Raw genomic sequence first — 24,884 nt, 5'->3', positions numbered from 1 at the left:
AAGCGCGGCCTCTCGACTCACCGAAGCTGCAATCCTAGCGATTGCCGCCACCATTCTGAGGTGCAGAACCACCGCCCGCGCCCGCGCCCGGCCGACGCCCTCCACGACGACGCCTTCCGCCACCACCAGGACGCCGCTGACCACCAGGACCAGCTCCAGGCTGACCAGCGCCAGCCGGAACCGATCCATCCGCACGGTTGAAGTTGGGCTCTTCGCTCGACTCGTCACCATCGTCCTCGAAGTCATCACCATCCTCATCCAGATCGGCGGGCTCCCCGGCAGACTGCTCGCGAGCATTTGATTCTGAAGAACCACCCTCAGCTCTCACGCCCTCGCTTCCAATCTGTCCAGGCTCAGGCAACCCAAGCTTGGCGCGCTGTTCACGAAGAACCGCCTTCCTCGAAAGCTTGATGCGATTGCCTTCAATGGCAAGCACCTTGACCAGGATCTGATCGCCTTCGCGAAGTTCGTCCTTCACTTCCTTCACGCGATGCTCTGCAATCTCGGAGACGTGCAGCAGTCCGTCCGTTCCCGGGAAGATCTCGACGAAAGCCCCGAACTCTGCAAGACGAACCACCTTACCAAGATAGGTCTTTCCGATCTCTGGAACAGCCGTAAGATCGCTGATCATCTGGATCGCACGCGCCAGACCATCCGCATCGCTTGAAGCCACATTCACGCGTCCGGTGTCATCGACATCGATCTTCACGCCCGTTGCATCGATGATGCCGCGAATTACCTTTCCGCCAGGTCCGATCAGGTCGCGGATCTTGTCGGTAGGAATCTGTATCGTGTGAATGCGTGGAGCGAACTGCGACTTCTCCTGGTTCGCGCCAGAGATCACGCCATCCATCGTATCCAGGAGGAAGAGCCTACCCTGACGAGCCTGCTCTAGAGCCTCCCGCATGATCTGCGGCGTAATCCCCATGATCTTGATATCCATCTGGAGCGCAGTGATTCCCTCACGCGTACCGGCGACCTTGAAGTCCATATCGCCGTAGTGATCTTCCGCGCCAGCGATATCTGTCAGGATCGCGTACTTATCGCCATCCTTCACCAGACCCATCGCAACACCGGCAACCGACCCCTTCAGGGGAATACCAGCCTGCATCAGTGCAAGCGAAGCGCCGCAAACCGTCGCCATCGAGGACGAACCGTTCGACTCGAGAATATCCGAGACCACGCGCAGCGTGTACGGAGACTCATCCTCAGCCGGCAGAACCGCCTCAATCGCACGATACGCCAACGCACCGTGACCGATCTCGCGCCGGCCAACGCCCGTCATGCGCCCCACTTCGCCAACCGAGAACGGCGGGAAGTTGTAGTGCAGCATGAAGCGCCGCTTCTGCTCGCCCTCATAGCTCTCAAGCCGCTGAGCATCATCCGTGGTACCCAACGTCGCGCTCACCAGCGCCTGAGTCTCGCCGCGTGTAAACAGCGCAGAACCATGCACACGGGGAAGAACGCCGACCTCAATGGTGAGGTCGCGAATCTTATCGAAGGCACGATGATCTGGACGAATCCGGTCATTCAACACCTGATCGCGGAAGATCTTCTCGCGCAACAGCTCATAGTACTGACCAAGCTTCTTTGCCGCAGTCGAGTCGCCCTCAGGAAGACCCTTCTTGAGTTCATCCTTGATCGCCTTAACCAACGCGTAGCTCTCGAACTTCGGATGCTTCTCCGTATCGAGCGCATCCTTCAACTGAGGACCGACCTTAGAGGTCAACTCGTTCAGATACGCATGATCGATCTCGATCGCATTCACCGAACGCTTCGTCTTACCCGCGCGGCTGACCAGATCTTCAATCGCAGCACAGATCTTCTTGATCTGCTCATGCGCAAACTCAATCGCGTCGACGACACGGCCTTCAGCGATCTGCTTCGCGCCGGACTCAATCATCACAATGCCATCTTTTGTGCCGACGACCATGATGTTCAACTGGCTCTTCGCCCGCTCTGCGTACGTCGGGTTGACGATGAACTGATCTTCCACCAGTCCGATTCGAACCGCGCCCACCGGACCATGGAAAGGAATGTCGCTCAAAGCCAAGGCGCAGCTTGCGCCATTGATGCCAAGCACATCAGGATCGTTCTCCTTATCAGCAGAGTAGACGAAAGCGACGACCTGGGTCTCATTCCGGAACGCTTCAGGAAACAGCGGACGGATAGGACGGTCGATCTGACGGCTCGTCAGAATCTCCTTCTCGCTGGGACGGCCCTCACGCTTGATAAAGCCGCCGGGAATACGTCCACCCGCATAGGTAAACTCACGATATTCGACAGTGAGTGGGAAGAAATCAATGCCTTCCTTCGGGTCCGGTGAAGCCACAGCCGTCGCAAGAACTACATTATCGCCACTCGAGGTAAGCGCCGCGCCTGAGGCCTGCTTGGCCATGCGCCCCGTTTCAAACTTGATCTGCTTGCCGCCGGCAAGCTCAACTATTACGTCCTGTTTCATGTTGCCTCTCTTCTCTCTTTTTCACTCAATTAAACTTGATCGCGTCATCCGTAGCCGGGCGCGAAAAAGCGCAACTCGCCTTGACGGTTACTGGTCCGTCAGCAAGCTGCGCTGTAATATGTCTTCGATCGACTCGCATCTATCGAAGTCAAAAATCATGGGAGTAACGCCCTCATCTGCCATCGTCAGCAACCCCACTGACAAGGTCTTACTCGACCCTGCACGAAGTTTGCAGCCGACTGAAGACGGGACGTATATGCTCCCATAGTTTGAACGATGTCTCCGGAGATGCGATGCGGTTACTTGCGAATTCCGAGTTTGCCGATGACCTCGCGATAACGGTCTGCGTCGCACTTCTTCAGGTAATCGAGCAGGCGGCGACGCTTGCTCACGAGCATCAAAAGTCCGCGGCGCGAACCGTGATCCTTCTTGTGTGCCTTGAAGTGTTCCGTTAGTTCGCCAATGCGCTCGCTCAGGATAGCGATCTGAACCTCTGGACTCCCGGTATCTGAGTCGTGCGTACGGAACTTTGCAATAATGTCAGTCTTTTTAGCGGATGCCAACACAGCTGTTTCTACTCCTAATCTTCTAGTCCACTCTCGTAGTGTCTACATAAGGATAGCACCGCTGGAGGAACACGGCAATAACGGTTCGACCGAAATGCCAGTTCCTCCAGATACTTAGATCCAATACTTAGGCGATGTGCGTCTTCAGGAACTTCAACGTTCTCTCGCGAGCGAGCTTTGCGACCTCAGGAGCGTAACTCGTTGGATCTACGTCGCGGTTGAATGCATGACCCGCGCCTTCATAGACGAAGATCTCGACCTCAGGATGCGCCGACCGAACCGCCTCGACCTGATCCGACCCAATATGGGTATCGTTCGCCCCAAAGTGCAGCATCACCGGACAGCTCGGCTCTTCCGTTGCCACCGATCCAATACCGCCAGCGTAGTAACCCACGCAGCACGACGGCTGCATCTTCAACGTCTCTCCACGGGTCGCAACCAGCCAGCTCGTCAAACCGCCATAGCAAAAGCCGACGACGCCGATTCCCTTACCCGCTTCCTTCGCCGCGCCATACGCCGCAGCCACATCCAGCAGGGTCGTCTCCGGCTTCAGTCTGTGATAAAAATCGTAGGCGCGCGCCTGATCCTCGCCTCCATACTTCAGCTCGACGCCACGTTCGAACCGGTCGAAGATCGCTGGCGCAACGACCAGAAAGCCATCCTTCGCGTAACCATCCGCAACACTCCGGATGTGGGCGTTAACCCCAAAAATCTCCTGCACCAGAACCAGTGCTCCGATTGCTTCTCCCGTAGGGCGCGCAACATATGCACTCAGTTCGTGTCCGTCTTCTGCCTTCAGCTTGATCCAATCGCTCATGAAGAGATCATAGCGAATCCATCTCATTTTTTGAATGGCGCAACCGCCCGATGACAAAATCAAGACATCCGCAGATGCGCACCCAATCAGCCGCCCCAGCTTTAGTCTTCTATGGCAGAGTGAGCATAACCCCGAATCTCACGTGTCCAGCGAAGAAACCGAAGCAACTGTCTCTTCTCTTTCCAAAACAGATTCCAGAAATCGCGTGCACGCACCGTCTCCGCGCGCTGACCCGAGTACGTCTCCAGCCGCCATCGAAGATACGCACTTCGCCACGGCCTCAGCCGGTTACCGCGAGTCGCGTTCCACAGAAATCTGAGTTCTTCCATCATCATGAGCCGCCACTATCGAGTATATGCACTCCGCTGCGGCGGCTCATAGCTGCTTCTACGACATGAGGCTAAATAGATCCCGGCTGCTTCCCAGCGTATTGATCACGCTAAGCAACGCCTGATGTTGGGTCTCCGCACTCGACAACTGCGTCGCCACCGAAGCCGGATCGGAAGCAACCAGACTGCTCTGCGCCACGACCAGTTGACTCGCCTCTGTCTGAACATACGTGCTAGTCGATTGCATGCGGCTCATCGCACTATCGAGCGTGCTGCGCTGATCCGATAGCTGCCCAAGAGCAGTCGTCAATGCAGAGGTATCCGCCGTGACCGTGGCGCTCGCAGGAGAACTACTGGAGAAGTCGGATATCAACTTGTTCAAGGCGCCAAGCACGCCGGAACTCCCCGAACCAAATACAGCAGCCCCCGGCAGATTGGTCTGAATCTGTTGCCCACTCGGAGTCTGCACATACTGCACGCTGGAATCGCCGCCGTAGTTTACCGTTGCAGGATTCGTAGAGCTATCGATCGTAAATGGAGGAACCGATCCCTGGCTCCCTCCAAAGAGATACTGGCCCTGATAGCTTGTATTGGCCAGCGAGAGTACCTGGTCGCGAATTCCACTCAACTGCTGTGCGATGCTCGTGGTGTTACTCGAGTTCAGCGTACCGCCATTTCCTTCCACCGCAATAGACAGAGCGGAGGTGATCTGGCTGACCGCCTCGCCGAGAGCGGAGTCCGCTACCTGCATCTGCGAGCTCTCGCCGGAAGCCGTCGTCACAAAGGTGTCCTCGTTCGCAATCGAACTTCCCAGGAGCAGGCTCTGTGCGACCGCAACTGGATCGTCCTGCAGAGAAGCTACGCGCAATCCGCTCGCCAGCTCAGAGGTCAGCGTGTCCGTCAGATTGGTGGACTGATCCAGTGCGGAGGTCAGATTGTTGATGTAATTTGGATCGACTAGCATTGCTACTCTCCTGTTCTTCCAGCGCTGATTTTGCTCAAACGTAGTGCTGCGCTCTAGGTCACGGTAGTCTCTATACCAAGGTTGATCGCGCTTGCCATGATCGTGCTGGCGATCGTAAACACCTGCGATGCCGCCTGGTACGACCGTTGATACTGCGTCAGGTTTGACGCCTCTTGATCCAGCGACACACCAGAGAACGAATCCCTCTGAGTCGTCAGTTGCGTGAGCGTAGCCTGCTGAGCGGAGTTGTTTGTAGTCGCCGCCGACGCATCGCTTCCTACCTGACCGAAGAACGATGCCAGAAACTGTGATGCCGTCTGGCTGCCTACGACATCGGTGCTGGAGAGACCAGCCAGTGCCGTAGCATTTGTGTTCCCCGCCGATCCCTCTCCCGTCCCGGCCGCCGCCACCGCCTGCGGATCGGTCGTCGCTACCGCAATCAATCCGGCAGCACCACTTTGACTGGACGGAATCGTGAAGAGCGCCGCACCCGGATTGCCATTCCCATCGACTCCCTGCTCATTCTGCTGGTTCACCTGTGTCGCAAGGCCATACGCCAGGCTATCGAGCGAACTGGCATACGAGGGCAAGTCCTGATCCCTCACTTGCAGTGTGCCGCCGAGATCGCCCCCGGTAAGATTCGAGGTCACATCCTGACTGCCGACTCCAGCCAGCACATGTGTCGTTCCGCCTACCTGTGTCGTACTCATCGCAAACGACTGATCCCCGCTCACCAGCACCGCTCCACTGCTGGTCGTTAGCGTAATGCCGTTCTGTTGCGTCGAAATCTGATCGAGCCCCACCAGTTGGGATAACTGCGCAATCGCCGTCTGACGCTGGTCCTCGAGCGTACCCGCGTCCGTATTTGGACTAAGGCTGCTGATCTGCCCATTCAGTGACGCGATCGTAGATGTCAGTGCGTTCACCTGGCTGACGTCGCTTACCACCTGCTGGTTGAGATTGGAAGACTCCTGTGCCAGTTGGCTCGAAGCTGAGTTGAAGTCGCCCGCCAGCGTCGTCGCCGCCGACAACACCGCCTGTCGCGCCGACGTCTCGGAAGGGTTGCTCGTCAACGAGGAGAGAGCGCTGAAGAACGAGTTCAAATCCGTCCCCAGCGTCGTCGAACTCGCCGACTCCGTCGACGAACTTAAGCTGAAGATATTCTCGACCTGTTGCAGTGCCGACTGCACCGCGCTAGACTGTGACTGCGTCTGGGTTTGCTGCTGCACCTGCTGCTCGAGCACCCGGTCCCGCTGCGACGTTGCGCTCGCCGTAACGCCGGAGCCAAAGGTGCTCCCACTCAGCGTCACAGCATCCGTCGACTGAAAGTTCACCACCTCACGGGTATAACCGACCGTGTTCTGGTTCGCCACATTGTTCGCAGTAACGTTCAGCGCCTCCTGATCGGCCATCAGCGCCTGTTGAGCGATATCCATCATCGATGCTATTGAGCCCATGATTCCCTCATGCTTTTGGTATGCAGACGCTTCAGTACGTTAAGGTTCGGCTCACAGCTTCGAAGCACAAGTTCAAGAACGTCCTTCTTTGCGCGAAGCACGTTCATCTCTTCTGCCTTGCACCGCAGACCGGAGCCCGCCAGTTCGATCGTGCTCTGTTCCAGGGCTTGGAGCCTGGCCAGATCAAAGTTGCTGAGAGCGGTAATGGTCTCATCGAGAATGAGAGCCAGATTACTTTGAGTCGTCATAGAGTTAATCCAATAAAGACTGCACCATCTTGTCCGCCACATCTGCCGACGGCACGTTGTAGTTGCCAGAGGCAATCGCCTGCTGGAGAGAACTGACCTTTTCAGACCGTACATCCGAGCCTTCCAGCGCCTGTGCAACCAGACCTCCGGCAGAGCTCAGATTTGCCTGATCCACCTGGCCTGCGCCCGTAACAGAAACATCTCCTTCACCTACTCCACCGTCAGATACCTCAGGCCGCGTCGCTGGCTTGGTCTCCGATGATGCGATCGAGTTCATCGCCTGTTGCAGACCGCCGATTCCACTTGCAAAACTCATGGTGAGCCTCCGTCTACTTGAATGTATCGGCACTCGGTCCGCAAACTTTAGTACCCAGACGTCTTCTTTTCCATAGTTCGCTGATTCTCCCGTGTAACCTGCGCCACCACCTGTTTTGCAATTCCAAACCCTCCCGCCTTCGAGATAGCCTTCGCCATAGCCTCCGTCCCGTAACTGCTGATCGTGTCGGAGGCGCCATCTTCACTCTGCTCCTCTCCGCCCCACTGCTCCTCACTGCTATGCTGCATTGGCTTCAACAACTCCTGCAGCATCGTCGCTTCAAACTGCTGCGCCGCGTCGGTGAGTTTGGCCTGCTTCTGCGCCTCAGCCACAGACGTAGACACTCCGGGCATCTCTGAACTGATCCTCATAACACCTCAATCTCTGCTTCCAGCGCTCCGGCAGACTTCATCGCCTGAAGAATCGAGATCACATCCCGCGCCGTCGCGCCGATCCTCTGCAAGCTCCGCACCAGGTCATCGACGGTCGCACCCTGCTTCAGCTCAATGCGGTCAACGGGCCTATCCTGCGCATCGACCCTCGTCTGCTGCACCACCTGCGTCGTACCCGTGGACGAGAACGGACCCGGCTGCGAGACCTGAAACTCGCTGACCACATTCACCGCCAATCCACCGTGCAAGATGGACACCGGTTGCAAAACCACCGTTCCGCCGATCACCACCGTCCCCGTACGCTCATTCACCACCACCTTAGCTCGAGGAAAGACCGGAACCTCAATCGACTCCACCTCTGCAAGCAGCTCAGGGATCTCCTCTCCATTCGCGACCGCAAGATCGATCCTCCGACTGTCCAGCACATGTGCAGCCGGACGTCCCAGCGTTCGATTGATCGCCTGGGCCATAGCCTCCGCACTGCGAAAGTCTGCGTCGTTCAACAGCAGCGAAAACTGCGTCTTCCCCTGCAGGTCAAGTGGCACGGCCCGCTCTACCATAGCGCCGAACGGAACTCGCGCCGTATTCGGATGGTTGACCTGTCTCGTATTCCCATTCACGCTGATCGAATATCCGCCCACTACCAGCGGCCCCTGCGCCTGGGCATAGATCTTTCCGTCCGCTCCATAAAGAGGAGTCATCAGCAACAGTCCGCCCTCAAGGCTCCTCGCATCGCCCGCCGAAGAGACCGTGATATCGAGCTTCGTACCCGGCCGCGCAAAGGGCGGCAGCGTCGCCGCCACAAACACAGCCGCCAGATTCTGCACGCGAATCGCAGCCGCCGGAACACTGACCCCCATACGAAGCAGCGTGGATGCCAGCGTCTGAGCCGGAAATGTAGTCTGTTGACTATCGCCCGTCCCCGCAAGACCTACGACGATGCCGTACCCAACCAATTGATTGTCTCGAATCCCCTCAATTGTGGCGATGTCCTTGACCCGCGCCTGTCTCGGACCGCTTGCACTATCCGTCGCATAGGCGCTGCCTGACATCGCAAACAATACAACAGCCACACAGGCGAGATAACCACCGCCCTTACCTGCGTTCCATCGCATCGTCCGTTCTAATGAATTCCATCCCACCGTTACGACACGCATAGTTACCCTTCTAGAACACCAGTATGTTTTGCAGCAATCGAACCAGAGGATTCTGGCGATGCGTGTAGTCGTTGATGATTCCCTTACCCCGCACCTCGAGCTCCAGGCTGGAGATCGCCGTCGACAGCACCTGGTTCTGTTGAGAGATGTCCTCTGGCCGAACCAGGCCTCGCAGCATGATCGTCTGCGTCTGTTGGCTGAACTCCACCTGTCTCGCCGCTTCGATCACCAGCATGCCGTTCGGCAGCACCTCGATCACCTGTCCGCCAAACGTCGTACTCAGGCTTGAGTTCGTCGCACTTGTTCCCTGCGCGTTCAAACCGGAGGCCGATGTCTGATTGATCAGGTTCTGTAGAGCATTCCCCGCATGCAACGTACCGATCAGACCTGATAGTCCCGAACTTGCATTGGATGCTCGTGAGTTCTTCACCGTCCCATCCGTCGATGCCGCAAGGCTCTCCGAAACCACAACGGAGATCAGATCGTGTGGCCGCATCGCGCGCACGTCAGTGTTCATGCGCGTCAATCGTCCACTGTCAGCCCAGATAGATCCAGGCACCGGCTGAAGATTGGAGTTATCCGCCCGCACTCTGTCCAGATAAGAAGACAACGATGCAGCCGCGACACTCGGCTTCGGATCGATCAACTTATGAATCATGTTCGTCTGCGCGTGTAGAAGAGAAGTCGCAAGCAGAAGCATCATCACAACGCTCGTGGCATATCCCGCAAGTCCCGTTCTCTCAGACGATCTCATCGCTGTAGCTGCCATCCTCGCCTCCTTCATCCAGAGTCATACCCTTTATCGGCAGTCGTTCACTCACGGCTGTATCTCCACACTCGACACCCCCCGAACGACGCCGGTAAACTCCGCTTGCGCCGCAGGTTCATCCGGATTTCCATGCAGCAAACGCACCCGAATAGTGCTGCCCACGCCGCCGTTGTCCTCCGAAACGCCCGCAACCTCGATCCGCAACAGTTCCTCCTGCCTCCATAGCTGAACGGTCTCTCCCGCCCGCACCACAGGCACCCCTCGAGCGAGTCCGCTACCCGCCCGGTTCCCGACTGGCGTAAGTGGATTCGGCCCTTGAATCAAAAGCGCAACCGACGGCCACTCCGGATGACCGCAGCGTCCAATCGTCGCCCACCGCTGATGCAGTATCGGGTCCGTCTCGATCCGAATCACCCGGTACCCATACTCCGCCAAACTCGACGAAGAGCCAGAGGAAGAATCGATCGCACCCATCGCCGCATAGGGTGTGCTGTAGCAGATTGCATGTGCCGCACTCGAAAAAATTAGCCCATACAGGACAGCGACGATGATCGTTGAGGCCAACCGGAAGCGTAGTGAGACAAGCCGGAGGCGAAAAAAGAGAACATTGCGCATATCGCTCCTACCGAACGAGTCCATTGATCTGTGAGTACATATCGTCAGCCACGTGGATCACCTTGGAGTTGCTCTCATACGCACGCTGCGCCAGAATCATCTGCACAAACTCCGAGACCACGTCCACATTCGAGTTCTCGAGATATCCCTGCTGCAGCGTACCCATCCCCGTCGTTCCACCCGGAGTATCCGTAATCGGCGTTCCCGACGATGCCGTCTGCTGCATAAGATTGCTTCCGACCGAGTTCAGTCCGCCCGGATTGGCAAACGTCGCCAGCTGCATCGTTCCAAGCTGCGCGGGATTGGTCTGTCCAGGAATCGCAGCCGTGATAATTCCATACTGCGAGATCGTGATCGAGGTTGCATTCGATGGGATTGTGATCGCCGGCAGAATCGTATTGCCGTCCGACGTCACAAGCGTGCCCTGATTATTCGGATGAAAGTTCCCAGCTCTCGTATAAGCGATGCTGCCGTCAGGCATCGACACCTGAAAGAATCCCGAGCCCTGAATCGCCAGATCGAACTGTCCGTTCGTCTGATTGAAGTCCCCCTGCGTCATCACCACCTCGCTCGCCGCAGACTTCGTTCCAAGCCCCACCTGCAGCCCGGAGGAGGTCGTCTGCTGGGTCTCTGCCGAGCCCGGAGTGATCAGGTTCTGATAGATCATGTCTTCAAACTGCACCTGTCGCTGATGAAAGCCTGTAGTCGCGGAGTTCGCGAGGTTATTTGCAATCGTGTCCAGATTGGTCTGCTGTGCACTCATTCCGCTTGCTGCCGTATATAAAGCTCGAATCATCTCTTGCTCCCTTTTGCTCCATCGAGAACGGAGCTCTTGTTATGGCCTCAAACGCGAGGCAGATCTTCGGACGCTGTCTTGTCGAACTCGTTGTTGAAGACGCTCAACGCCTTCTGCATCATCTCCGCCTGCCGCTGCACCAGCACAAGCTGCATCGTTCCCTGCACAGCATCCTCGTTCGCACCCTCTACCGATCCCTGCTCCACAGCCGCAGTGCCCGCAACGGGTTTGGCGCCGTTTGCAGAGAAGCGATTCGCACCCTCCGCCGTCAAACCGCTTTTATCCGCAAAGTCAAACACGCCCACCTTTCCCACGATCACGCTTCCGTCGGCCGTAGACACCGAAACGCTTCCATCGGCGGACACATAGACGCTCCCGCTTGGAATCTTGATAGGCTTCTGATTCGCATCGAGAACCGGCTCTCCCTCCCGCGTCTGCAGAACTCCGGTAGAAGATCGCAGAAAGCTGCCGTCTCTCGTATAGCGAGTGCCTCTGGCCGTCTGCACGGCAAAAAAGCCCTGGCCCTCCAGCCCTAGATCCAGCGGATTGCCTGTCGCCTTCAACTCGCCCTGTCCCATGTCCAGCCTATTTCCGCCCAGAACCCCAAACCCATTCACGGACTGGCCCACCTGCGATGCCGTCTCCGGATCTTCATCGACCCCGCCGGCAAGCACCCCGCTGAAGTAGTCGCGCTGAGCACGAAAACCCGCCGTCCCCGCGTTCGCAAGGTTGTTGGCCGCTGTATCGAGCGCCTGCGTCCGTGCCAGCAGTCCTGTATATGCTGCGTAGAGTCCGCTATCCATGCCACGGACTTATGCAGGTTCATGGCCGAAGTAAGAACCCGACGGGTTAGAAGATGCTAAGGCGCGGTCCTCAAGATTGTTCTCAGCCCGCCGATACAGCATTCAGACCAGATTTACACCGGGAGGGTCGGTTGCGAGCTCTAATAATTGATGATTCGGCTGTCATGAGAAAGGTAATCGAACGCGCGCTGCACCAGGCTGGCCTCGAGTTAACCGAGGTCCTGCAGGCTTCAAACGGGGAGGAGGCCTTACAGATCCTTCGCGACAATCAGTCCAATCCCCTCGCTTTGATTCTCAGCGATATCAATATGCCGATCATGGACGGGCTGCAGTTCCTTGAGATAAGACGCCAGGAAAACCTCGCGCAAGGCGTCCCGGTTGTCATGATCACCACCGAAGGCAACGAGACCTTTGTCATGCGCGCCATTGCCGCCGGGGCGCAGGGCTACATCTGCAAACCCTTCACCGCCGAGCAGGTAAAGGTCCGGGTACTGCCGCTCTTACGTGCAGCCTAGTCCAACTCGCACGATTTAAACGACCAAACACAAATTTAGTTACGGAAAGAGGACATAGTGGCAAACGCGCAGGATGAAGCAGTAAGCCGGCTCGACTCAGCGGTCTCCGAAGTCTTCGAAATGATGCTGGAGCGCAGCTGCGATCCCATGGAGGGCGAGGTCGACACCGTTGTCGGACGGATCGTTGCCAGGATTCAGTTCACCGGAGCCGTCGATGGCGAGTGCCTCTTATACGCCAGCCCCGCAACCGCATCTATCACTGCAGAAGCGTTGCTCGGCACACCATCCGCACCTCACGACCCCATGGCCGACGACGCCATCGGCGAACTCTGCAACATGATCGCCGGCGGATGGAAGAGCAAACTCAAAAGCCCCGAGGCCGACTGCCTCATCTCCGCCCCCAAGGTCACCAGGGACGGGCTCGAAGGCTACCGGCCCCAGTTTGGAACCAAGTTCAGCCGCAACTACTCCTTTCAGGGAAACATCTTCGGCGTGGTCCTGGCATTTTAGTAGCCTCGACTCGACGTGAATCAAAAGTGACCGCGAACGAGAAAATGAGAAGGCTGACGTGCCGAGCCCGCGCTGGCCGTCGGTCGTCACCGTTAACTACATACGGCTTGCAGCACCCATGCCCTTCAGCAAAGACATGCCTATCTCGCTAACCCACCTAACGCGAAACCATCAACCACTGTCCTGATCCGACACACAACAAACGTCGCACTCCTCTCTGCCGATCTTGTGTCTGTATAGAAAAGGAGATCCCATGACTGTTTCCATCTCTGGCTCGACATCGACCCCGCAAGCCACCTTCCCCATACCTGCCGAACCCGCACCCTCGCAATCCACCCCCAAAACCGACACCGTAAAGCTCTCCCAGGCAGCGCAGGTTCAACTTCTCGTCCAGCAAGGCGAATCCGTCTCACAGATCGCCACCAGCCTCAGCATCTCCCCCGCCATAGTCGACGGCTACCTGGATATTCCCGTCGCCCCACCAGCCTCCGCCCCAACATCAGGCACCCAGACAAATCAGGGCACCTCGACTACGCCGGTAGCAGCTCTCACATCCTGATCGTTCCTCCTACATCCCCAATCTTGCCGGCCAGGCAGTCGCCAAACCCGGCAAGATAATCCGCCGAAAGAAGAACAACCGCAGACCGCCACTGGTCTCTCAGCAGGTCACACCTCGGCCCCTCCGCAGACAGAGAAGCCACGCCGCACCCAATATAAGCACCGTTGCCCCGCCATAAATCCGGGCGTGAATACCCCGCCATGTCAGCTCCGCAAGATCCCTCCGTTCGCGTTCCCTCTCAGCCATCTACCTCGCACGCGAACATTATGCGAAACTCAAACCAACTGATGAACCTCGACACCCTGCTCCACCAGACCTTCGGATTCCCCACCTTTCGTGCCAACCAGGAGGCCGTCTGCCGCGCCGCCACCGACGGCCGCGACGTCCTGCTCGTCATGCCCACCGGCGCAGGAAAGTCCCTCTGCTACCAGCTCCCCGCCATCGCCCGCGGCGGCACCGCTCTCGTCATCAGCCCCCTCATCGCCCTCATGGACGACCAGGCCACCAAGCTCTCCGCCGCCGGCCTCCGCGTCGCCCGCATCCACTCAGGCCTCTCCCGCGACGAAGCCCGTCAAGCCTGCCGCGACTATCTCGACGGCACCCTCCAGTTCCTCTTCATCGCTCCCGAGCGCATGCGCGTCCCCGGCTTCCCCGAGATGCTCGCCCGCAAAAAACCCTCTCTCATCGCCATCGACGAGGCCCACTGCATCTCCGCCTGGGGACACGACTTTCGCCCCGACTACCGCACCCTCGGCGACTTCCTCCCAGCCCTCCGCCCCGCGCCCGTCATCGCCCTAACCGCCACCGCCACACCCACCGTCCAGAAGGACATCGCAACCCAGCTCCAGCTCTCCAACCCCGCACTCTTCATCCACGGCTTCCGTCGCCACAATCTCGCCATCGAGGTCGTCGAGCTCTCCAAACCCCGCCGCAATGAGTTCACCGCGACCCTCCTCAAAGAAAAGTCCAACCGTCCCGCCATCGTCTACGCCCCCTCGCGCAAGGCCGCCGAAGACCTCGCCGCAACACTAGGCGGAAGCGCCGCCGCATACCACGCAGGCCTCGACCCCGCCACACGCGAACGCGTCCAGCGCCACTTCCTCACAGGAAAGCTAGAAGTCGTCGTCGCCACCATCGCCTTCGGCATGGGCATCGACAAAGCCGACGTCCGCACCGTCGTTCACACCGCCCTCCCCGGCTCCGTCGAGCAGTACTACCAGGAGATCGGCCGCGCCGGACGCGACGGCCAGCCCTCCCGCACCGTCCTCCTCCACTCCTTCGCCGACCGCAAGATGCACGACTTCTTCCTCGAGCGCGACTACCCCGCCATCACAGAGCTCGCCCGCGTCGCCGCCGTCCTCACCCCCGACTTCCAGATGCCCGACCTCCTCCGTCAGCGCCTCCGTATGGACGCCGAGACCTTCGACAAGGCAGTCGAAAAACTCATCGCCCAGGGCGCAGCCACCATCGACATGGCGGGCAACGTCCGCGCCGCCGAAGACGCTCCCCGCAGTGCCGCATGGCGCAAAGGCTATGACGACCAGATCACCCTCCGCCGCTCCCAGATCGACCGCATGGTCCAGTTCGCCGAATCCTCCCAGTGCCGCATGGCCGCACTCATCCAGCACTTCGGCGACACCGCCGACGGCCTCCGCCCCTGCGGCCACTGCGACTTCTGCGCCCCGCAAAACGCCACCGCCCAAACCTTCCGCACCCCAACCCAGGAAGAAGACCGCCAACTCCGCGTCGTCCTTCGCGCCCTCGATGGACAATCCCGCGCAACCGGCAGGCTCCACACCGAACTCTCCACCGGCGCTCTTCGTAACACCCCCGCCGCCGACCGCAAAGGCTTCGACGCCCTCCTCGATGCTTTAACACGAGCAGGACTGATAACGCTCCATTCAGACCAGTGGACCAACCCCGAAGGCAACGTCGTCTCCTACAAAAAAGCCTCCCTTACCCACGAAGGCCGCACCCTCACCGGCCCACTCCCACCCGACCTCCTCCTCAAAGACATCTCCGCAAACGCCTCCTCCTCCCGCTCTCGCACCGGCACCCGAATCCCCAGCACCGGCGCCCGCCCTAGCAAAGCCTCCCTCAAAGCTGAACGCGATCAGACCACCGCCTCCTACACCCCCGCCCAGAAAACTCTCGAGTCCAACCTCCGCGAGTGGCGCAAAGCCGAAGCCGCCAAGACTGGCAAACCCGCCTTCATGGTCTTCCCCGACGCAGCCCTTAACGCCATTGTCCTCGCCCGCCCCACCACCATCCCCGCGCTCCTGCAAGTCTCCGGCATCGGCCCCCGCATCGCCGACACTCACGGCGCCTCCATCATCGCTCTCTGCCGCTCCGAAGCCCTACCCTCAGCGCCTTCATCCCAACCAAAAGAGCCGCTATCAATTCACAAGCCACTGCAGACCTCAACGACCAGAACAACAGCTACCTCTCGCAACAGCACAGCAGCTTCTCTCAACGACACAGCACGACCCAGCCGAAACGTCGTTGCCTCTAGGTACCCCAAGGCTTTAGCCTTGGGTCTCTCAGCCAGCGAAGAGAGTGCGGCTTTAGCCCCTGGGGTAAGCTCTCATTCCACCGAAACCTTCCATCGCCCCCGCACCAACACCCCCGACCCCGCCGAAGACCTAACCCCCGCGCAGCAGGCCCTGGACAATCGCCTCCGCGAATGGCGCAAATCCGAGTCAGAAAAACTCGGCCTTCCTCTCTTCTTCGTCCTCGCCTCCACCACCCTCCGCAGCATCGTCCTCGCCCACCCGCGAAATCTCACCCAGCTCAAATCCGTCCCCGGCCTCGGTCTCGAAAAAATAGAAAAATTCGGCCCCGGAATCATCGAAGCCTGCACCACCTGAACGGCTTCATCTGGATGAAAAGTCGTTCAACTCGCGACGAGCAAATCCGCTCCGTGGCACCATATCTCCAGCTCAGTTCACCAATGTGGAGGTAAGAATGCCGGACGCAACTGTAGCCAAGAGAATCAGCCCGATGCTTGCAGTAGCCGACATCGAACAAACCCTCGCCTTCTATCAGGACGTCCTCGGCTTCAAACCCATCATGAAGTCACCCGAGTACGCCATCATGGAACGAGACACCCAAACCATCCACTTTCAGAAAGCCGCCTCTGAAGACGTAATGAAATCCGTCCGCGGACACACCGAGATCTATATCGAAGTCTCCGGCATTCATCCCCTGTGGAATCACGTAAAAACCTTCAAGGATCGCTACCGAATCAAAGACCTCTTCGACCGCGAGTACGGTATGACCGAGTTCCACATCTCCGACCCGAACGACTGCCTCGTCTTCGTCGGAGAGCCCACCGCCAAATAACAAGCGGTCGCACCCGGACGCCAACCCCACTGAATGACTATTCATTCCCGCCCATCTGTGCTACCGTCCGAAGGACGAGTCTGCAACGCAGATGCCGATGAGAATGACAAGACCCTCCCCTAATCCCGACGCCCGCCACACCCCCATCTCCATGGACGGCAACCCCACCATCGACGAGCGCGCCAACCACTGCTTCGGCTGCGGCCCCGCCAATCCCCAGGGCCTCCATCTCACCTTCACCACCGATTCCTCCGACCCCAACGCCATCACCGCCACCGCTCACGTCAGGCTCGACCGCATGCACGAAGGCCCTCCCGGCCACATCCACGGAGGCATCGTCGCCGCCCTCCTCGACGAGGCCATGAGCAAGCTCAACCGTCCCCTCAACGTCCTCGCCATGACCCGCCACATGGAGGTCGACTACCTCCGCCCCGCACCGCTCTACCAGCCGCTCGTCCTCATCAGCCGTCACCTCAACCGCCCCCACAAGGCCGACGGCACCCCAGGCCGCAAACTCTTCCACCAGGCCGAACTGCAACACCCCGACGGTACCGTCCTCGCCCGCAGCAAAGGCCTCTTCATCGCCATCGACGAAAAGCTCCTCGCCCTCGCCGGCCTCACCCAACCCGAAGACTAGTCATAAATCGTCGGGTGCCCATATCTCGACTCTGAGATGTGGGCATCGCGCGAGAGCGCGACCGTCTTCATCCCAACCGCGCCAATCTATCCAGCCTCACCCCAATACCCCTGGTCCTCCAGAAAATAGCCGTCGTCCCAGGTATGCATCATCGTCTTGAAGAACATCCACACCATCCGCCAGTGCCCCAGCTTCTGAAATCGACGGTTGGTCGTCAACAGCCGTCCCCGCACAATACGAAACCTCTGCCGCGCCACACCCTTCGACAGCAGATAGTCCTCCGCAAACAGCGCCCGCTCATTGAACCCCCCCAGAGCCCAGAACACCTCGCGGTCGAACAGCATAAACATCCCCGTAGCAAACGGCTTCGAAAACGACCCAATCCGCTGCATAAAGTTATTCCCCGCATACAACACATCGTCGAAAAAGCTACCCTCGCGGCACGCAATATTCGTCGTCGCCAGATGTAGCTCCCGCCGCTCCATCCTCCACAGCGCCCGTCGCAGCAGCGTAGGCTCCGGCAGCTCCACATCCGCATCCATGAACAGCACATACTTCGTCATCGCCAGCTTTGCCCCGGCATTCCTCCCCACCGAAGGCAGCCCGCCCTTCACCACCTCCACCGCCAGACGCCCACGAAATCCCAGCGCCGCCTCCACCGTCCCATCCGTCGAACCCGCATCCGCCACCAGTACCCGCGTCTCCGCCATGCGCCCATAGTCCTGCCGGCACAGCGACTCCAGCAGTCTCGGCAGCATCTCCACCTCATTCTTCGCAGGAATCACAATCGTCAGTTCAGCATTCATCGCGCGCCTCCGTCCTTGGCCTCACACAATAGGGCTACACACCGCCCCGTAAGCGCAGCTTGACCTCCCTACCCCACATCGCAGGTAAATCGCAGTTGAATTTCCAGCCAAATCTCAACCGCCCGATCCCACCTCGTCAACAGCCAAAGCTGGACGTAAGATCGACAGAATGCCAGCCCCCGCAAACTCCTCGACATCATCGAACCTGAATCTCTGGAAGAAGCAGATTGGCCACGTCCCGGACTCGGTATGGGAACAAACCCAACTCGAAACCCTCATTCTCGCTGACAACAACCTGTTGGAGCTATCCGACGAAATAGGCCGTCTGACGAAGCTGCGCATGCTCGACCTCGGACACAATCAGTTGACTCAGGTGCCCCACCAAATCGGCACCCTTCCCAACCTCACCGACTTCCTCTATCTTCACGACAACCGCCTCACTTCACTGCCGTCTTCCTTTGAAAACCTGACGCGCCTGCGCTATCTCAACATCAGCGAAAATGCCTTCGAGTCCCTTCCAGAGTGTGTCTCCAGCATGTACGGCTTGCTCGAGCTTCGCCTCTCCGACAATCATCTCCAATCCCTGCCATCCTCGTTAGGGCAACTCTCTCATCTGCGCGAACTTCATCTCCGGAACAACCGCCTGACCACTCTGCCGGACTCCGTCGAATCCATGCACGAGCTGCGTCAAATCGACCTCCGCGGCAATCCCCTCACCCACCTGCCCTCCGCCATCGCAACGCTCCCTCGACTGGAAAAGCTCGACCTGCGATGGGTCACCACGCTGCAGACGCCCGTCTGGATAGCAGATCTGGAAGCCAGAGGCTGCTCCGTCTATCTCTAGTGCATCACCATCGCCCAAAGCTGCTAAACTAAAAAATCCACGGACATTCGCCCCAACAGCGCACCCGTTGCCGCGTGCAAGGAGAAATCATGGCAGACCACACCCATAACGGCAGCTTCGGCTCGTCCACCCTCCGCCTCAAGCTCGGCCTCGCCGAGATGCTCAAAGGCGGCGTCATCATGGACGTCATGAACGTCGAGCAGGCCCGCATCGCCGAAGAGGCCGGTGCCATCTCCGTCATGGCACTCGAGCGCGTCCCCGCCATGATCCGCGCCGAAGGCGGCGTCGCCCGCATGGCCAGCCCCAAGCTCATCAAGCAGATCATCGCCGCCGTCTCCATCCCCGTCATGGCCAAGGCCCGCATCGGCCACTTCGCCGAAGCCCAGGTCCTGCAACATCTCGGCGTCGACTTCATCGACGAGTCCGAAGTCCTCACCCCCGCCGATGAGGTCTACCACATCGACAAGCACGCCTTTACCACCCCCTTCGTCTGCGGCGCGCGCAACCTCGGCGAAGCCCTCCGTCGCATCGCAGAAGGCGCAGCCATGATCCGCACCAAAGGCGAACCCGGCACCGGAGACGTCGTCCACGCCGTCCAGCACATGCGCCAGATCGTCCGCGAGATCAAAGCCCTCACCGTCTTAGGAGACGAAGAGCTCTACAACGCCGCCAAAGTCCACGGCGCCCCGTACGAATTAGTAAGAATGGTCGCCAAAGCTGGCAAGCTCCCCGTCCCCAACTTCAGCGCAGGCGGCATCGCCACCCCCGCCGACGCAGCCCTCATGATGCAGCTCGGCGCCGAGACCGTCTTCGTAGGCTCCGGCATCTTCATGAAGGAGCGCGCCACCCCGCTCGACGTCGAACTCTGGACGAAAGAAGATGCGGAAGTTGGACTGTGTAAGTCCAGCGAAGCCGGTCAATTTAGAAATCCGAAGGAGCGCGAAGAGGCCGTCAGCCGCGCCCGCGCCATCGTCATCGCCACCACCCACTTCAACGACCCCAAAGTCGTCGCCGAAGCCAGCGAAGCCGTCATCGGTTCCATGAAGGGCCTCGCCGCTGCCGCCATCGAAGAGCGCGACCTCATGCAAACCCGCGGCTGGTAACTGCTAGTCGAAGATACAAAAGAAAAGCCCATGCCCCGCTACTGGGACGTGGGCTTTCATATGCTCATCAGCAATCTCACGCGTTATCGACCTTCAATACACCCCAGGGATCAGTCGCTTCGTAACCTTGCTGTAGCTCACGTACTCACTCCCAAACGCCTCCACCAGCGCCGCCTCCTCTACATGGATGCGATAGAGCAGCGCAGCCATCGTCGGCACCACAACCACCCCCAGCCCGATCCAGTTACGCGTAGCCAGTCCGATTGCGACAAAGATGAGCATCATTCCCGAATACGACGGGTGCCGAACCAGTGCGAACAACCCAGTCTTATGCACCGTCTGTGAATCGCGGATCGCCACATTCGCACTGAATGCCCTGCCCAGCGTAGCAATCGCCGCCCACCGGATGGCAAGCCCCAACACAAACAGCCCCAGGCACACACTCATCAACCAAGCTGCGTGGACAAACATGTTATGCGGATACCTTTCGCCAATCCAAAAACCTGCGGTGATCGAGAGCACAATCGTTGGCCACAGAATCAGTAGCGAGCCGCGGTCCCGAACCCTGCCCCCTCCTCGTCGCGTCCGCGTCACTATCAGAATCAGGATCTCCGAGACAGTCCACGCCCCCATAAGCAGGTTGAAGATCGCTGATTCGTTCATCGAGACCTCATCATCTTTGTGCTCTCGTCTACGCAACGACCGTCACAAAGGTTCCTGAACCGCACCGGACTCCATTCAAGCCTGATCTACGATAAAGATCTACCATATAAAGAACACCCCCTGCGGAGAACCTCAAAAGTGAGCACGCAAACTGTCACGAATCCCGGAACAAGTACCGCCGCCACCGAAGCCAAGACCCTCTTCCGCGTCCTCGCCGCCGTCAGCTTCTGTCATCTCCTCAACGACATGGTGCAGTCGCTGCTGCCCTCCATCTATCCCATCCTCAAGACATCCTTCCACCTCAACTTCACCCAGATCGGCCTCATCACCCTCACCTACCAGATCACCGCCTCGCTCCTCCAGCCCTTCATCGGCCACTTCACCGACAAGCGCCCCATGCCCTACTCCCTCCCCATCGGCATGGTCTTCACCCTCATCGGCCTCCTCCTGCTCGCCGTCGCCCCCACCTTCACCATCCTGCTCACCGCCGCAACCCTCATCGGCATAGGCTCCGCCGTCTTCCACCCCGAGTCCTCCCGCGTCTCCCGCATGGCCTCCGGCGGCAAACACGGCTTCGCCCAATCCTTCTTTCAGGTCGGCGGAAACACCGGCTCCGCCATCGGCCCCCTGCTCGCCGCCCTCATCGTCCTTCCCCACGGACAGATCAGCTCCGCCTGGTTCTCCATCGCGGCCCTCCTCGGCATCGTCGTCCTCATGCGAGTCAGCCGCTGGTACAAAGACCGTCTCAGCCACCTGCGAAACAACCCCGCAAAGCACGCAGAAGAGTCCTCCACCCTGCCGCCAGGAAAAGTGGCCGCAGCCATCGCTGTTCTCATCGCGCTGGTCTTCTCCAAATACTTCTACCTCGCCAGCCTCACCAGCTATTACACCTTCTACCTCATCTCGAAGTTCCACGTCTCCGTCCAAAGCTCGCAGCTCCATCTCTTCGCCTTCCTCGCCGCAGTAGCCGCCGGAACCCTCATCGGTGGCCCCATCGGCGACCGCGTCGGCCGCAAGTCCGTCATCTGGTGCTCCATCCTCGGCGCCCTACCCTTCACCCTGATCCTGCCCCACGCCAACCTCTTCTGGACCGGCATCCTCAGCGTCATCATCGGTTTCGTCATCGCGTCCGCCTTCTCCGCCATCCTCGTCTACGCGCAGGAGCTGGTTCCCGGCAGAGTCGGCATGATCTCCGGACTCTTCTTCGGATTCGCCTTCGGCATGGGCGGCATCGGCGCAGCCGTCCTCGGCAAACTCGCCGACATGACCAGCATCGTCTACGTCTACCACGTCTGCGCCTACCTTCCCGCCATCGGTCTGCTCACCGGACTTCTCCCCAACACCCAAAAGAAACATCCGCAACAGGAGCCCGTCTAATCGCAGCAACAAAATACATCACAGGCAAGCAACCTCTCCTTGCGAACTCGACACGCTACAAACTCGTCTCCACTCCACCGGAAGTAAAGACAGACACGCCTGCCAAACCCTTCTTATCCCGGAAGATTCAACGCACATTTCTATCGCCAGACAAACTTAACCCGCTCATCCCGCATCGCATAAGAGAAGCCAAAAGATCTTTTGCGGCACAAAAGGGAGAATAACGATGATGAAAAGATTTGTTCAGACGGTCTGCACCACTGCAGCTCTGACGCTTAGCATGACAGCCGCCTCATATGCCGCCACGGACACGGCAAAGCTTGATCAGCGTATCGATGCCGCTCACGCCGTCCTCCACGAACTCATGGCCACACCCGACAAAGGTATCCCCGACGATATCGCCGCCAAAGCCACATGCGTCGCCGTCATCCCCGGCTTCAAAAAAGGTGCATTCATCGTAGGCGGACAGTACGGCCAGGGCGTGGTCACCTGCCGCACCGGCCACGGCTGGAGCGCACCTGCCTTCATCCAGCTCACCGGAGCCAGCTTCGGCCTTCAGGTCGGTGGACAGTCCACTGACCTCGTTCTCATCGGCACCACCCACGACGCCTTTGAGCGCCTCCTCCACGACAAGCTCAAGCTCGGTGCGGACGCCGCCGTAGCCGCCGGTCCCGTCGGACGTAACTCGCAGGCCTCCACCACCGACGCCGCGAACGCCGCCTTCCTCACCTACTCCCGCAGCAAGGGCGTCTTCGCAGGCCTCGATCTCACTGGCGACGTCGTTCATCAGAACACTGACGACACCAAGACCTACTACGGCGGCAAGGACGTCTCCTATGAGACCATCCTCTCCGGCGGAGTTCCCCCACCCGCTTCTTCCGCCCACTTCCTCGCTACCGTTCGCCAGCTCTTCCACGCCAACGGCGACCACTAAACTCAAACCGATTCGCTCAATCTGAACCACAAAAGGAGCCACGACGCCCTCCGCGTCTGGCTCCTTTTGATCGATAGCCCTACAAAATCTCCTGCGCCATCAGATCCCGCATCGTCTCCCGCCGCCGCACCAGCCGCACCTCGTCCCCATCCACCAGGACCTCCGCCGCCCGAGCCCTCGTGTTGTAGTTCGAAGCCTGCGACATCCCATACGCCCCCGCATCCAGCAGAGCCACCAGCTCCCCTGGCTTCACCGCACTCATCTCCCTGTCCCGTGCAAAAAAATCCCCCGACTCACACACCGGCCCCACCACATCTACCTCACCCCTGCGCGCCGCACCCGGCTCCTTCACCGGAACGATCTCGTGATGCGCATGATAAAGCGCAGGCCGAATCAGATCATTCATCCCCGCATCTGTAATCACAAAAGTCTTCGCACCATTCTTCTTCACATACAGCACCCGCGTCAGCAGAGCCCCCGCCTGCGCCACGATAAACCGCCCCGGCTCCAGCAGCAGATGCGCACCCTCCCCCGCCAGCCCCTTGCCCAAAGCCGCCGCATACTTCCTCACCTGGTGCTCCGCGTCAAACGCCCCAGCTTCGTCAAGCGCGTCCACCCCATAGTCGATCCCCAACCCACCACCCGCATCCACGTACCGAATATCGTGCCCATCCCTGCGCAGCTCCGCAATCAAACTCGTCACCCGCGCCAGCGCCGCTGCAAACGGATCCACCTTCCGAATCTGCGACCCGATATGCACCGACACCCCCGCCGCATCCAGCCACTTCAGCTTCGCCGCCCTCCGATAGATCCCCCGCGCCGCCTTAATGTCGATCCCAAACTTATGCTCGCTCAACCCCGTCGAGATATACGGATGCGTCTCCGCAAATACATCCGGATTTACCCGCAGCGCAAATCGCGCCACCCTCCCCAGCGCCTCCGCACGCTCCGCCAGCAGATAAACCTCCGCCTCCGACTCCACATTAAACAGCAGAATCCCCGCCTCCAGCGCAGCATCGATCTCCCACACCTGCTTGCCCACGCCCGAAAAGACCACCCGCCCCAGCGCCGGCTTGTGCGCCCTCCGCACCCGCTCCAACTCCCCGCCTGAAACAATATCGAAGCCCGCACCCAGCTTCGCCAGCATCCGCAGAATCGCCAGCGACGAGTTCGCCTTCACCGCATAGCAGATCGTATGCGCGCGCTCCGCAAACGCCTCGTCGAAGAACCGAAACCGCTGCGCAATCTGGCCCGCGGAGTAAACATACAACGGCGTACCATGCTCCTCGGCCAGCGCCGCCATACTCACGCCATCGCAGTGCAACCCACGGTTACGATACGCAAACGGGCGTGCGCTCACCTTCGGCGCAGCAGTCTTTCCAGATACAACAGCTTTTTTCGTAGGCAAAGAAGATCTTTCTAAGCGAAACAAACCTCTTCGCTCTCAGCAAACAAACACCCAGACAACATGCAAAATCCGCATGTCACCGACAGAAGTTACGAGCTCTTCACCGGCAGCGCATACGGAGCCTCGGGCAGAATCACCCACGCCGCGATATAAACGATCGCCCCAATACCCGTCAGCACAATAAACAGCGCCGTCAGTATGCGAACAAGATTCAGATCCCACCCAAAGTGCAGCGCAAACCCCGCGCACACCCCGGCGATCATACGGTTATTGCGCGGCCGTGTAATCTGCCCCGATCCAGCATAAGGATCCCCATTCGAGCCCGGATAGGAGCCAGGATAAGAACCCGGATAAGCATTCGGCGGAGGTGGTGGAGGCGGAACAGCCGACGCAGCGATCGACGCTCCGCACGCAGGACAAAACCGGGAGGAGGGACTGACTGAGTTACCGCATTGAGGACAGAACATAGCACGCCTCCAAAGCTTCTATTTTGCCA

At 59.2% G+C, this 24,884-nt stretch carries 27 protein-coding genes; 10 read left to right on the top strand and 17 right to left on the bottom strand.

The window, feature by feature from the left end; genetic code table 11:
* Positions 1-34: 34 nt before the first annotated feature.
* The 13 genes from pnp to GSQ82_RS08720 all read right to left on the bottom strand — a co-directional run bounded on the left by pnp (position 35) and on the right by GSQ82_RS08720 (position 11,690).
* Positions 35-2,461, bottom strand: coding sequence for a polyribonucleotide nucleotidyltransferase (gene pnp / locus GSQ82_RS08780; RefSeq protein ID WP_158791900.1), 2,427 nt, complete (start codon positions 2,459-2,461; stop codon positions 35-37).
* A 299-nt stretch (positions 2,462-2,760) separates the two neighbouring features.
* A complete protein-coding gene (rpsO, locus tag GSQ82_RS08775; protein WP_158791899.1) occupies positions 2,761-3,027 on the bottom strand; it encodes a 30S ribosomal protein S15 in 267 nt (88 codons plus the stop codon).
* Between the two features lie 127 nt (positions 3,028-3,154).
* The gene (locus tag GSQ82_RS08770) at positions 3,155-3,844 is read right to left on the bottom strand and encodes a dienelactone hydrolase family protein (RefSeq protein WP_158791898.1); all 690 of its coding nucleotides are present in this window, start codon (positions 3,842-3,844) and stop codon (positions 3,155-3,157) included.
* A gap of 387 nt (positions 3,845-4,231) precedes the next feature.
* On the bottom strand, positions 4,232-5,137 hold the full coding sequence (locus GSQ82_RS08765) for a flagellin (RefSeq protein WP_158791897.1): 906 nt from the start codon (positions 5,135-5,137) through the stop codon (positions 4,232-4,234).
* Positions 5,138-5,190: 53 nt separating this feature from the next.
* Positions 5,191-6,594, bottom strand: coding sequence for a flagellar hook-associated protein FlgK (gene flgK / locus GSQ82_RS08760; RefSeq protein ID WP_158791896.1), 1,404 nt, complete (start codon positions 6,592-6,594; stop codon positions 5,191-5,193).
* On the bottom strand, positions 6,582-6,842 hold the full coding sequence (locus GSQ82_RS08755; protein ID WP_158791895.1) for a hypothetical protein: 261 nt from the start codon (positions 6,840-6,842) through the stop codon (positions 6,582-6,584). The genes flgK and GSQ82_RS08755 overlap by 13 nt, the downstream gene beginning before the upstream one ends.
* A 4-nt stretch (positions 6,843-6,846) precedes the next feature.
* Positions 6,847-7,158, bottom strand: a complete 312-nt coding sequence (gene flgM, locus GSQ82_RS08750) for a flagellar biosynthesis anti-sigma factor FlgM (protein ID WP_158791894.1) — start codon at positions 7,156-7,158, stop codon at positions 6,847-6,849.
* A gap of 47 nt (positions 7,159-7,205) precedes the next feature.
* On the bottom strand, positions 7,206-7,529 hold the full coding sequence (locus GSQ82_RS08745) for a hypothetical protein (RefSeq protein WP_158791893.1): 324 nt from the start codon (positions 7,527-7,529) through the stop codon (positions 7,206-7,208).
* Positions 7,526-8,602: a flagellar basal body P-ring protein FlgI gene (locus GSQ82_RS08740; protein ID WP_254061566.1), complete on the bottom strand. Its 1,077-nt coding sequence runs from the start codon at positions 8,600-8,602 to the stop codon at positions 7,526-7,528. Before GSQ82_RS08740 ends, GSQ82_RS08745 begins: the two co-directional genes overlap by 4 nt.
* Positions 8,603-8,717: 115 nt before the next feature.
* A complete protein-coding gene (locus GSQ82_RS08735; RefSeq protein ID WP_254061517.1) occupies positions 8,718-9,476 on the bottom strand; it encodes a flagellar basal body L-ring protein FlgH in 759 nt (252 codons plus the stop codon).
* A gap of 48 nt (positions 9,477-9,524) precedes the next feature.
* Entirely contained in the window at positions 9,525-10,091 is a 567-nt protein-coding gene (locus tag GSQ82_RS08730; protein ID WP_158791892.1) for a flagella basal body P-ring formation protein FlgA, read from the bottom strand.
* 7 nt (positions 10,092-10,098) lie between these two features.
* The gene (gene flgG / locus GSQ82_RS08725; RefSeq protein WP_158791891.1) at positions 10,099-10,887 is read right to left on the bottom strand and encodes a flagellar basal-body rod protein FlgG; all 789 of its coding nucleotides are present in this window, start codon (positions 10,885-10,887) and stop codon (positions 10,099-10,101) included.
* A gap of 47 nt (positions 10,888-10,934) precedes the next feature.
* Positions 10,935-11,690, bottom strand: coding sequence for a flagellar hook-basal body protein (locus tag GSQ82_RS08720; protein WP_158791890.1), 756 nt, complete (start codon positions 11,688-11,690; stop codon positions 10,935-10,937).
* 131 nt (positions 11,691-11,821) lie between these two features.
* On the opposite strand from GSQ82_RS08720, the gene GSQ82_RS08715 reads away from it, so the two are divergent.
* The 6 genes from GSQ82_RS08715 (at position 11,822) to GSQ82_RS08690 (ending at position 17,253) form a co-directional block, all read left to right on the top strand.
* A complete protein-coding gene (locus tag GSQ82_RS08715; protein WP_158791889.1) occupies positions 11,822-12,205 on the top strand; it encodes a PleD family two-component system response regulator in 384 nt (127 codons plus the stop codon).
* Between the two features lie 57 nt (positions 12,206-12,262).
* Positions 12,263-12,715, top strand: coding sequence for a chemotaxis protein CheX (locus GSQ82_RS08710; RefSeq protein WP_158791888.1), 453 nt, complete (start codon positions 12,263-12,265; stop codon positions 12,713-12,715).
* 253 nt (positions 12,716-12,968) lie between these two features.
* Positions 12,969-13,274, top strand: coding sequence for a hypothetical protein (locus GSQ82_RS08705; protein ID WP_158791887.1), 306 nt, complete (start codon positions 12,969-12,971; stop codon positions 13,272-13,274).
* A 266-nt stretch (positions 13,275-13,540) separates the two neighbouring features.
* The gene (locus GSQ82_RS08700; RefSeq protein WP_254061515.1) at positions 13,541-16,141 is read left to right on the top strand and encodes a RecQ family ATP-dependent DNA helicase; all 2,601 of its coding nucleotides are present in this window, start codon (positions 13,541-13,543) and stop codon (positions 16,139-16,141) included.
* A 97-nt stretch (positions 16,142-16,238) separates the two neighbouring features.
* A complete protein-coding gene (locus GSQ82_RS08695; RefSeq protein ID WP_158791886.1) occupies positions 16,239-16,616 on the top strand; it encodes a VOC family protein in 378 nt (125 codons plus the stop codon).
* Positions 16,617-16,713: 97 nt separating this feature from the next.
* Positions 16,714-17,253: a PaaI family thioesterase gene (locus GSQ82_RS08690; protein ID WP_254061514.1), complete on the top strand. Its 540-nt coding sequence runs from the start codon at positions 16,714-16,716 to the stop codon at positions 17,251-17,253.
* 86 nt (positions 17,254-17,339) lie between these two features.
* Here the strand turns inward: GSQ82_RS08690 and GSQ82_RS08685 are convergent, their stop codons facing one another.
* Positions 17,340-18,059, bottom strand: a complete 720-nt coding sequence (locus tag GSQ82_RS08685; RefSeq protein WP_158791885.1) for a glycosyltransferase — start codon at positions 18,057-18,059, stop codon at positions 17,340-17,342.
* A gap of 169 nt (positions 18,060-18,228) precedes the next feature.
* On the opposite strand from GSQ82_RS08685, the gene GSQ82_RS08680 reads away from it, so the two are divergent.
* Positions 18,229-18,903, top strand: coding sequence for a leucine-rich repeat domain-containing protein (locus tag GSQ82_RS08680; protein ID WP_158791884.1), 675 nt, complete (start codon positions 18,229-18,231; stop codon positions 18,901-18,903).
* Between the two features lie 89 nt (positions 18,904-18,992).
* Positions 18,993-20,006 carry a pyridoxal 5'-phosphate synthase lyase subunit PdxS gene (pdxS, locus tag GSQ82_RS08675; RefSeq protein WP_158791883.1) on the top strand — a complete coding sequence of 338 codons (1,014 nt, stop codon included), beginning with the start codon at positions 18,993-18,995 and terminating at the stop codon, positions 20,004-20,006.
* Between the two features lie 93 nt (positions 20,007-20,099).
* Here the strand turns inward: pdxS and GSQ82_RS08670 are convergent, their stop codons facing one another.
* Positions 20,100-20,669 (bottom strand): isoprenylcysteine carboxylmethyltransferase family protein, encoded by a 570-nt coding sequence (locus GSQ82_RS08670; RefSeq protein ID WP_158791882.1) that lies wholly within the window; start codon positions 20,667-20,669, stop codon positions 20,100-20,102.
* Between the two features lie 138 nt (positions 20,670-20,807).
* On the opposite strand from GSQ82_RS08670, the gene GSQ82_RS08665 reads away from it, so the two are divergent.
* Both GSQ82_RS08665 and GSQ82_RS08660 read left to right on the top strand, forming a co-directional pair.
* Positions 20,808-22,046 carry an MFS transporter gene (locus GSQ82_RS08665; RefSeq protein ID WP_158791881.1) on the top strand — a complete coding sequence of 413 codons (1,239 nt, stop codon included), beginning with the start codon at positions 20,808-20,810 and terminating at the stop codon, positions 22,044-22,046.
* Positions 22,047-22,272: 226 nt separating this feature from the next.
* Complete coding sequence (locus GSQ82_RS08660) at positions 22,273-22,980, top strand: lipid-binding SYLF domain-containing protein (RefSeq protein ID WP_254061513.1); 708 nt, start codon at positions 22,273-22,275, stop codon at positions 22,978-22,980.
* A gap of 79 nt (positions 22,981-23,059) precedes the next feature.
* On the opposite strand, the gene lysA is transcribed toward GSQ82_RS08660, so the two are convergent.
* A complete protein-coding gene (gene lysA, locus GSQ82_RS08655) occupies positions 23,060-24,388 on the bottom strand; it encodes a diaminopimelate decarboxylase (protein WP_158791880.1) in 1,329 nt (442 codons plus the stop codon).
* 89 nt (positions 24,389-24,477) lie between these two features.
* On the bottom strand, positions 24,478-24,855 hold the full coding sequence (locus GSQ82_RS08650; RefSeq protein ID WP_158791879.1) for a PspC domain-containing protein: 378 nt from the start codon (positions 24,853-24,855) through the stop codon (positions 24,478-24,480).
* Between the last annotated feature and the right edge of the window lie 29 nt (positions 24,856-24,884).

The sequence above is a fragment of the Granulicella sp. L60 genome (genome assembly GCF_009765825.1).
In the GTDB taxonomy this organism is placed as follows: Bacteria; Acidobacteriota; Terriglobia; order Terriglobales; family Acidobacteriaceae; genus Edaphobacter.
Note: the sequence above shows the minus strand (reverse complement) of the source record. Positions and strands in the feature narration are given on the sequence as shown.

What these genes read in the sequence shown, in the direction of transcription:
- GSQ82_RS08770 (WP_158791898.1), bottom strand. Translation starts at nt 3,844, where the DNA reads ATGAGCGATTGGATCAAGCTGAAGGCAGAAGACGGACACGAACTGAGT.
- GSQ82_RS08745 (WP_158791893.1), bottom strand. Translation starts at nt 7,529, where the DNA reads ATGAGGATCAGTTCAGAGATGCCCGGAGTGTCTACGTCTGTGGCTGAG.
- GSQ82_RS08670 (WP_158791882.1), bottom strand. Translation starts at nt 20,669, where the DNA reads ATGAACGAATCAGCGATCTTCAACCTGCTTATGGGGGCGTGGACTGTC.
- flgK (WP_158791896.1), bottom strand. Translation starts at nt 6,594, where the DNA reads ATGGGCTCAATAGCATCGATGATGGATATCGCTCAACAGGCGCTGATG.
- GSQ82_RS08660 (WP_254061513.1), top strand. Translation starts at nt 22,273, where the DNA reads ATGATGAAAAGATTTGTTCAGACGGTCTGCACCACTGCAGCTCTGACG.
- GSQ82_RS08705 (WP_158791887.1), top strand. Translation starts at nt 12,969, where the DNA reads ATGACTGTTTCCATCTCTGGCTCGACATCGACCCCGCAAGCCACCTTC.
- GSQ82_RS08700 (WP_254061515.1), top strand. Translation starts at nt 13,541, where the DNA reads ATGCGAAACTCAAACCAACTGATGAACCTCGACACCCTGCTCCACCAG.
- GSQ82_RS08685 (WP_158791885.1), bottom strand. Translation starts at nt 18,059, where the DNA reads ATGAATGCTGAACTGACGATTGTGATTCCTGCGAAGAATGAGGTGGAG.
- GSQ82_RS08695 (WP_158791886.1), top strand. Translation starts at nt 16,239, where the DNA reads ATGCCGGACGCAACTGTAGCCAAGAGAATCAGCCCGATGCTTGCAGTA.
- flgM (WP_158791894.1), bottom strand. Translation starts at nt 7,158, where the DNA reads ATGAGTTTTGCAAGTGGAATCGGCGGTCTGCAACAGGCGATGAACTCG.
- GSQ82_RS08650 (WP_158791879.1), bottom strand. Translation starts at nt 24,855, where the DNA reads ATGTTCTGTCCTCAATGCGGTAACTCAGTCAGTCCCTCCTCCCGGTTT.
- pnp (WP_158791900.1), bottom strand. Translation starts at nt 2,461, where the DNA reads ATGAAACAGGACGTAATAGTTGAGCTTGCCGGCGGCAAGCAGATCAAG.
- GSQ82_RS08720 (WP_158791890.1), bottom strand. Translation starts at nt 11,690, where the DNA reads ATGGATAGCGGACTCTACGCAGCATATACAGGACTGCTGGCACGGACG.
- GSQ82_RS08730 (WP_158791892.1), bottom strand. Translation starts at nt 10,091, where the DNA reads ATGCGCAATGTTCTCTTTTTTCGCCTCCGGCTTGTCTCACTACGCTTC.
- GSQ82_RS08690 (WP_254061514.1), top strand. Translation starts at nt 16,714, where the DNA reads ATGAGAATGACAAGACCCTCCCCTAATCCCGACGCCCGCCACACCCCC.
- flgG (WP_158791891.1), bottom strand. Translation starts at nt 10,887, where the DNA reads ATGATTCGAGCTTTATATACGGCAGCAAGCGGAATGAGTGCACAGCAG.
- GSQ82_RS08765 (WP_158791897.1), bottom strand. Translation starts at nt 5,137, where the DNA reads ATGCTAGTCGATCCAAATTACATCAACAATCTGACCTCCGCACTGGAT.
- pdxS (WP_158791883.1), top strand. Translation starts at nt 18,993, where the DNA reads ATGGCAGACCACACCCATAACGGCAGCTTCGGCTCGTCCACCCTCCGC.
- GSQ82_RS08740 (WP_254061566.1), bottom strand. Translation starts at nt 8,602, where the DNA reads ATGTCAGGCAGCGCCTATGCGACGGATAGTGCAAGCGGTCCGAGACAG.
- GSQ82_RS08755 (WP_158791895.1), bottom strand. Translation starts at nt 6,842, where the DNA reads ATGACGACTCAAAGTAATCTGGCTCTCATTCTCGATGAGACCATTACC.
- GSQ82_RS08735 (WP_254061517.1), bottom strand. Translation starts at nt 9,476, where the DNA reads ATGGCAGCTACAGCGATGAGATCGTCTGAGAGAACGGGACTTGCGGGA.
- GSQ82_RS08680 (WP_158791884.1), top strand. Translation starts at nt 18,229, where the DNA reads ATGCCAGCCCCCGCAAACTCCTCGACATCATCGAACCTGAATCTCTGG.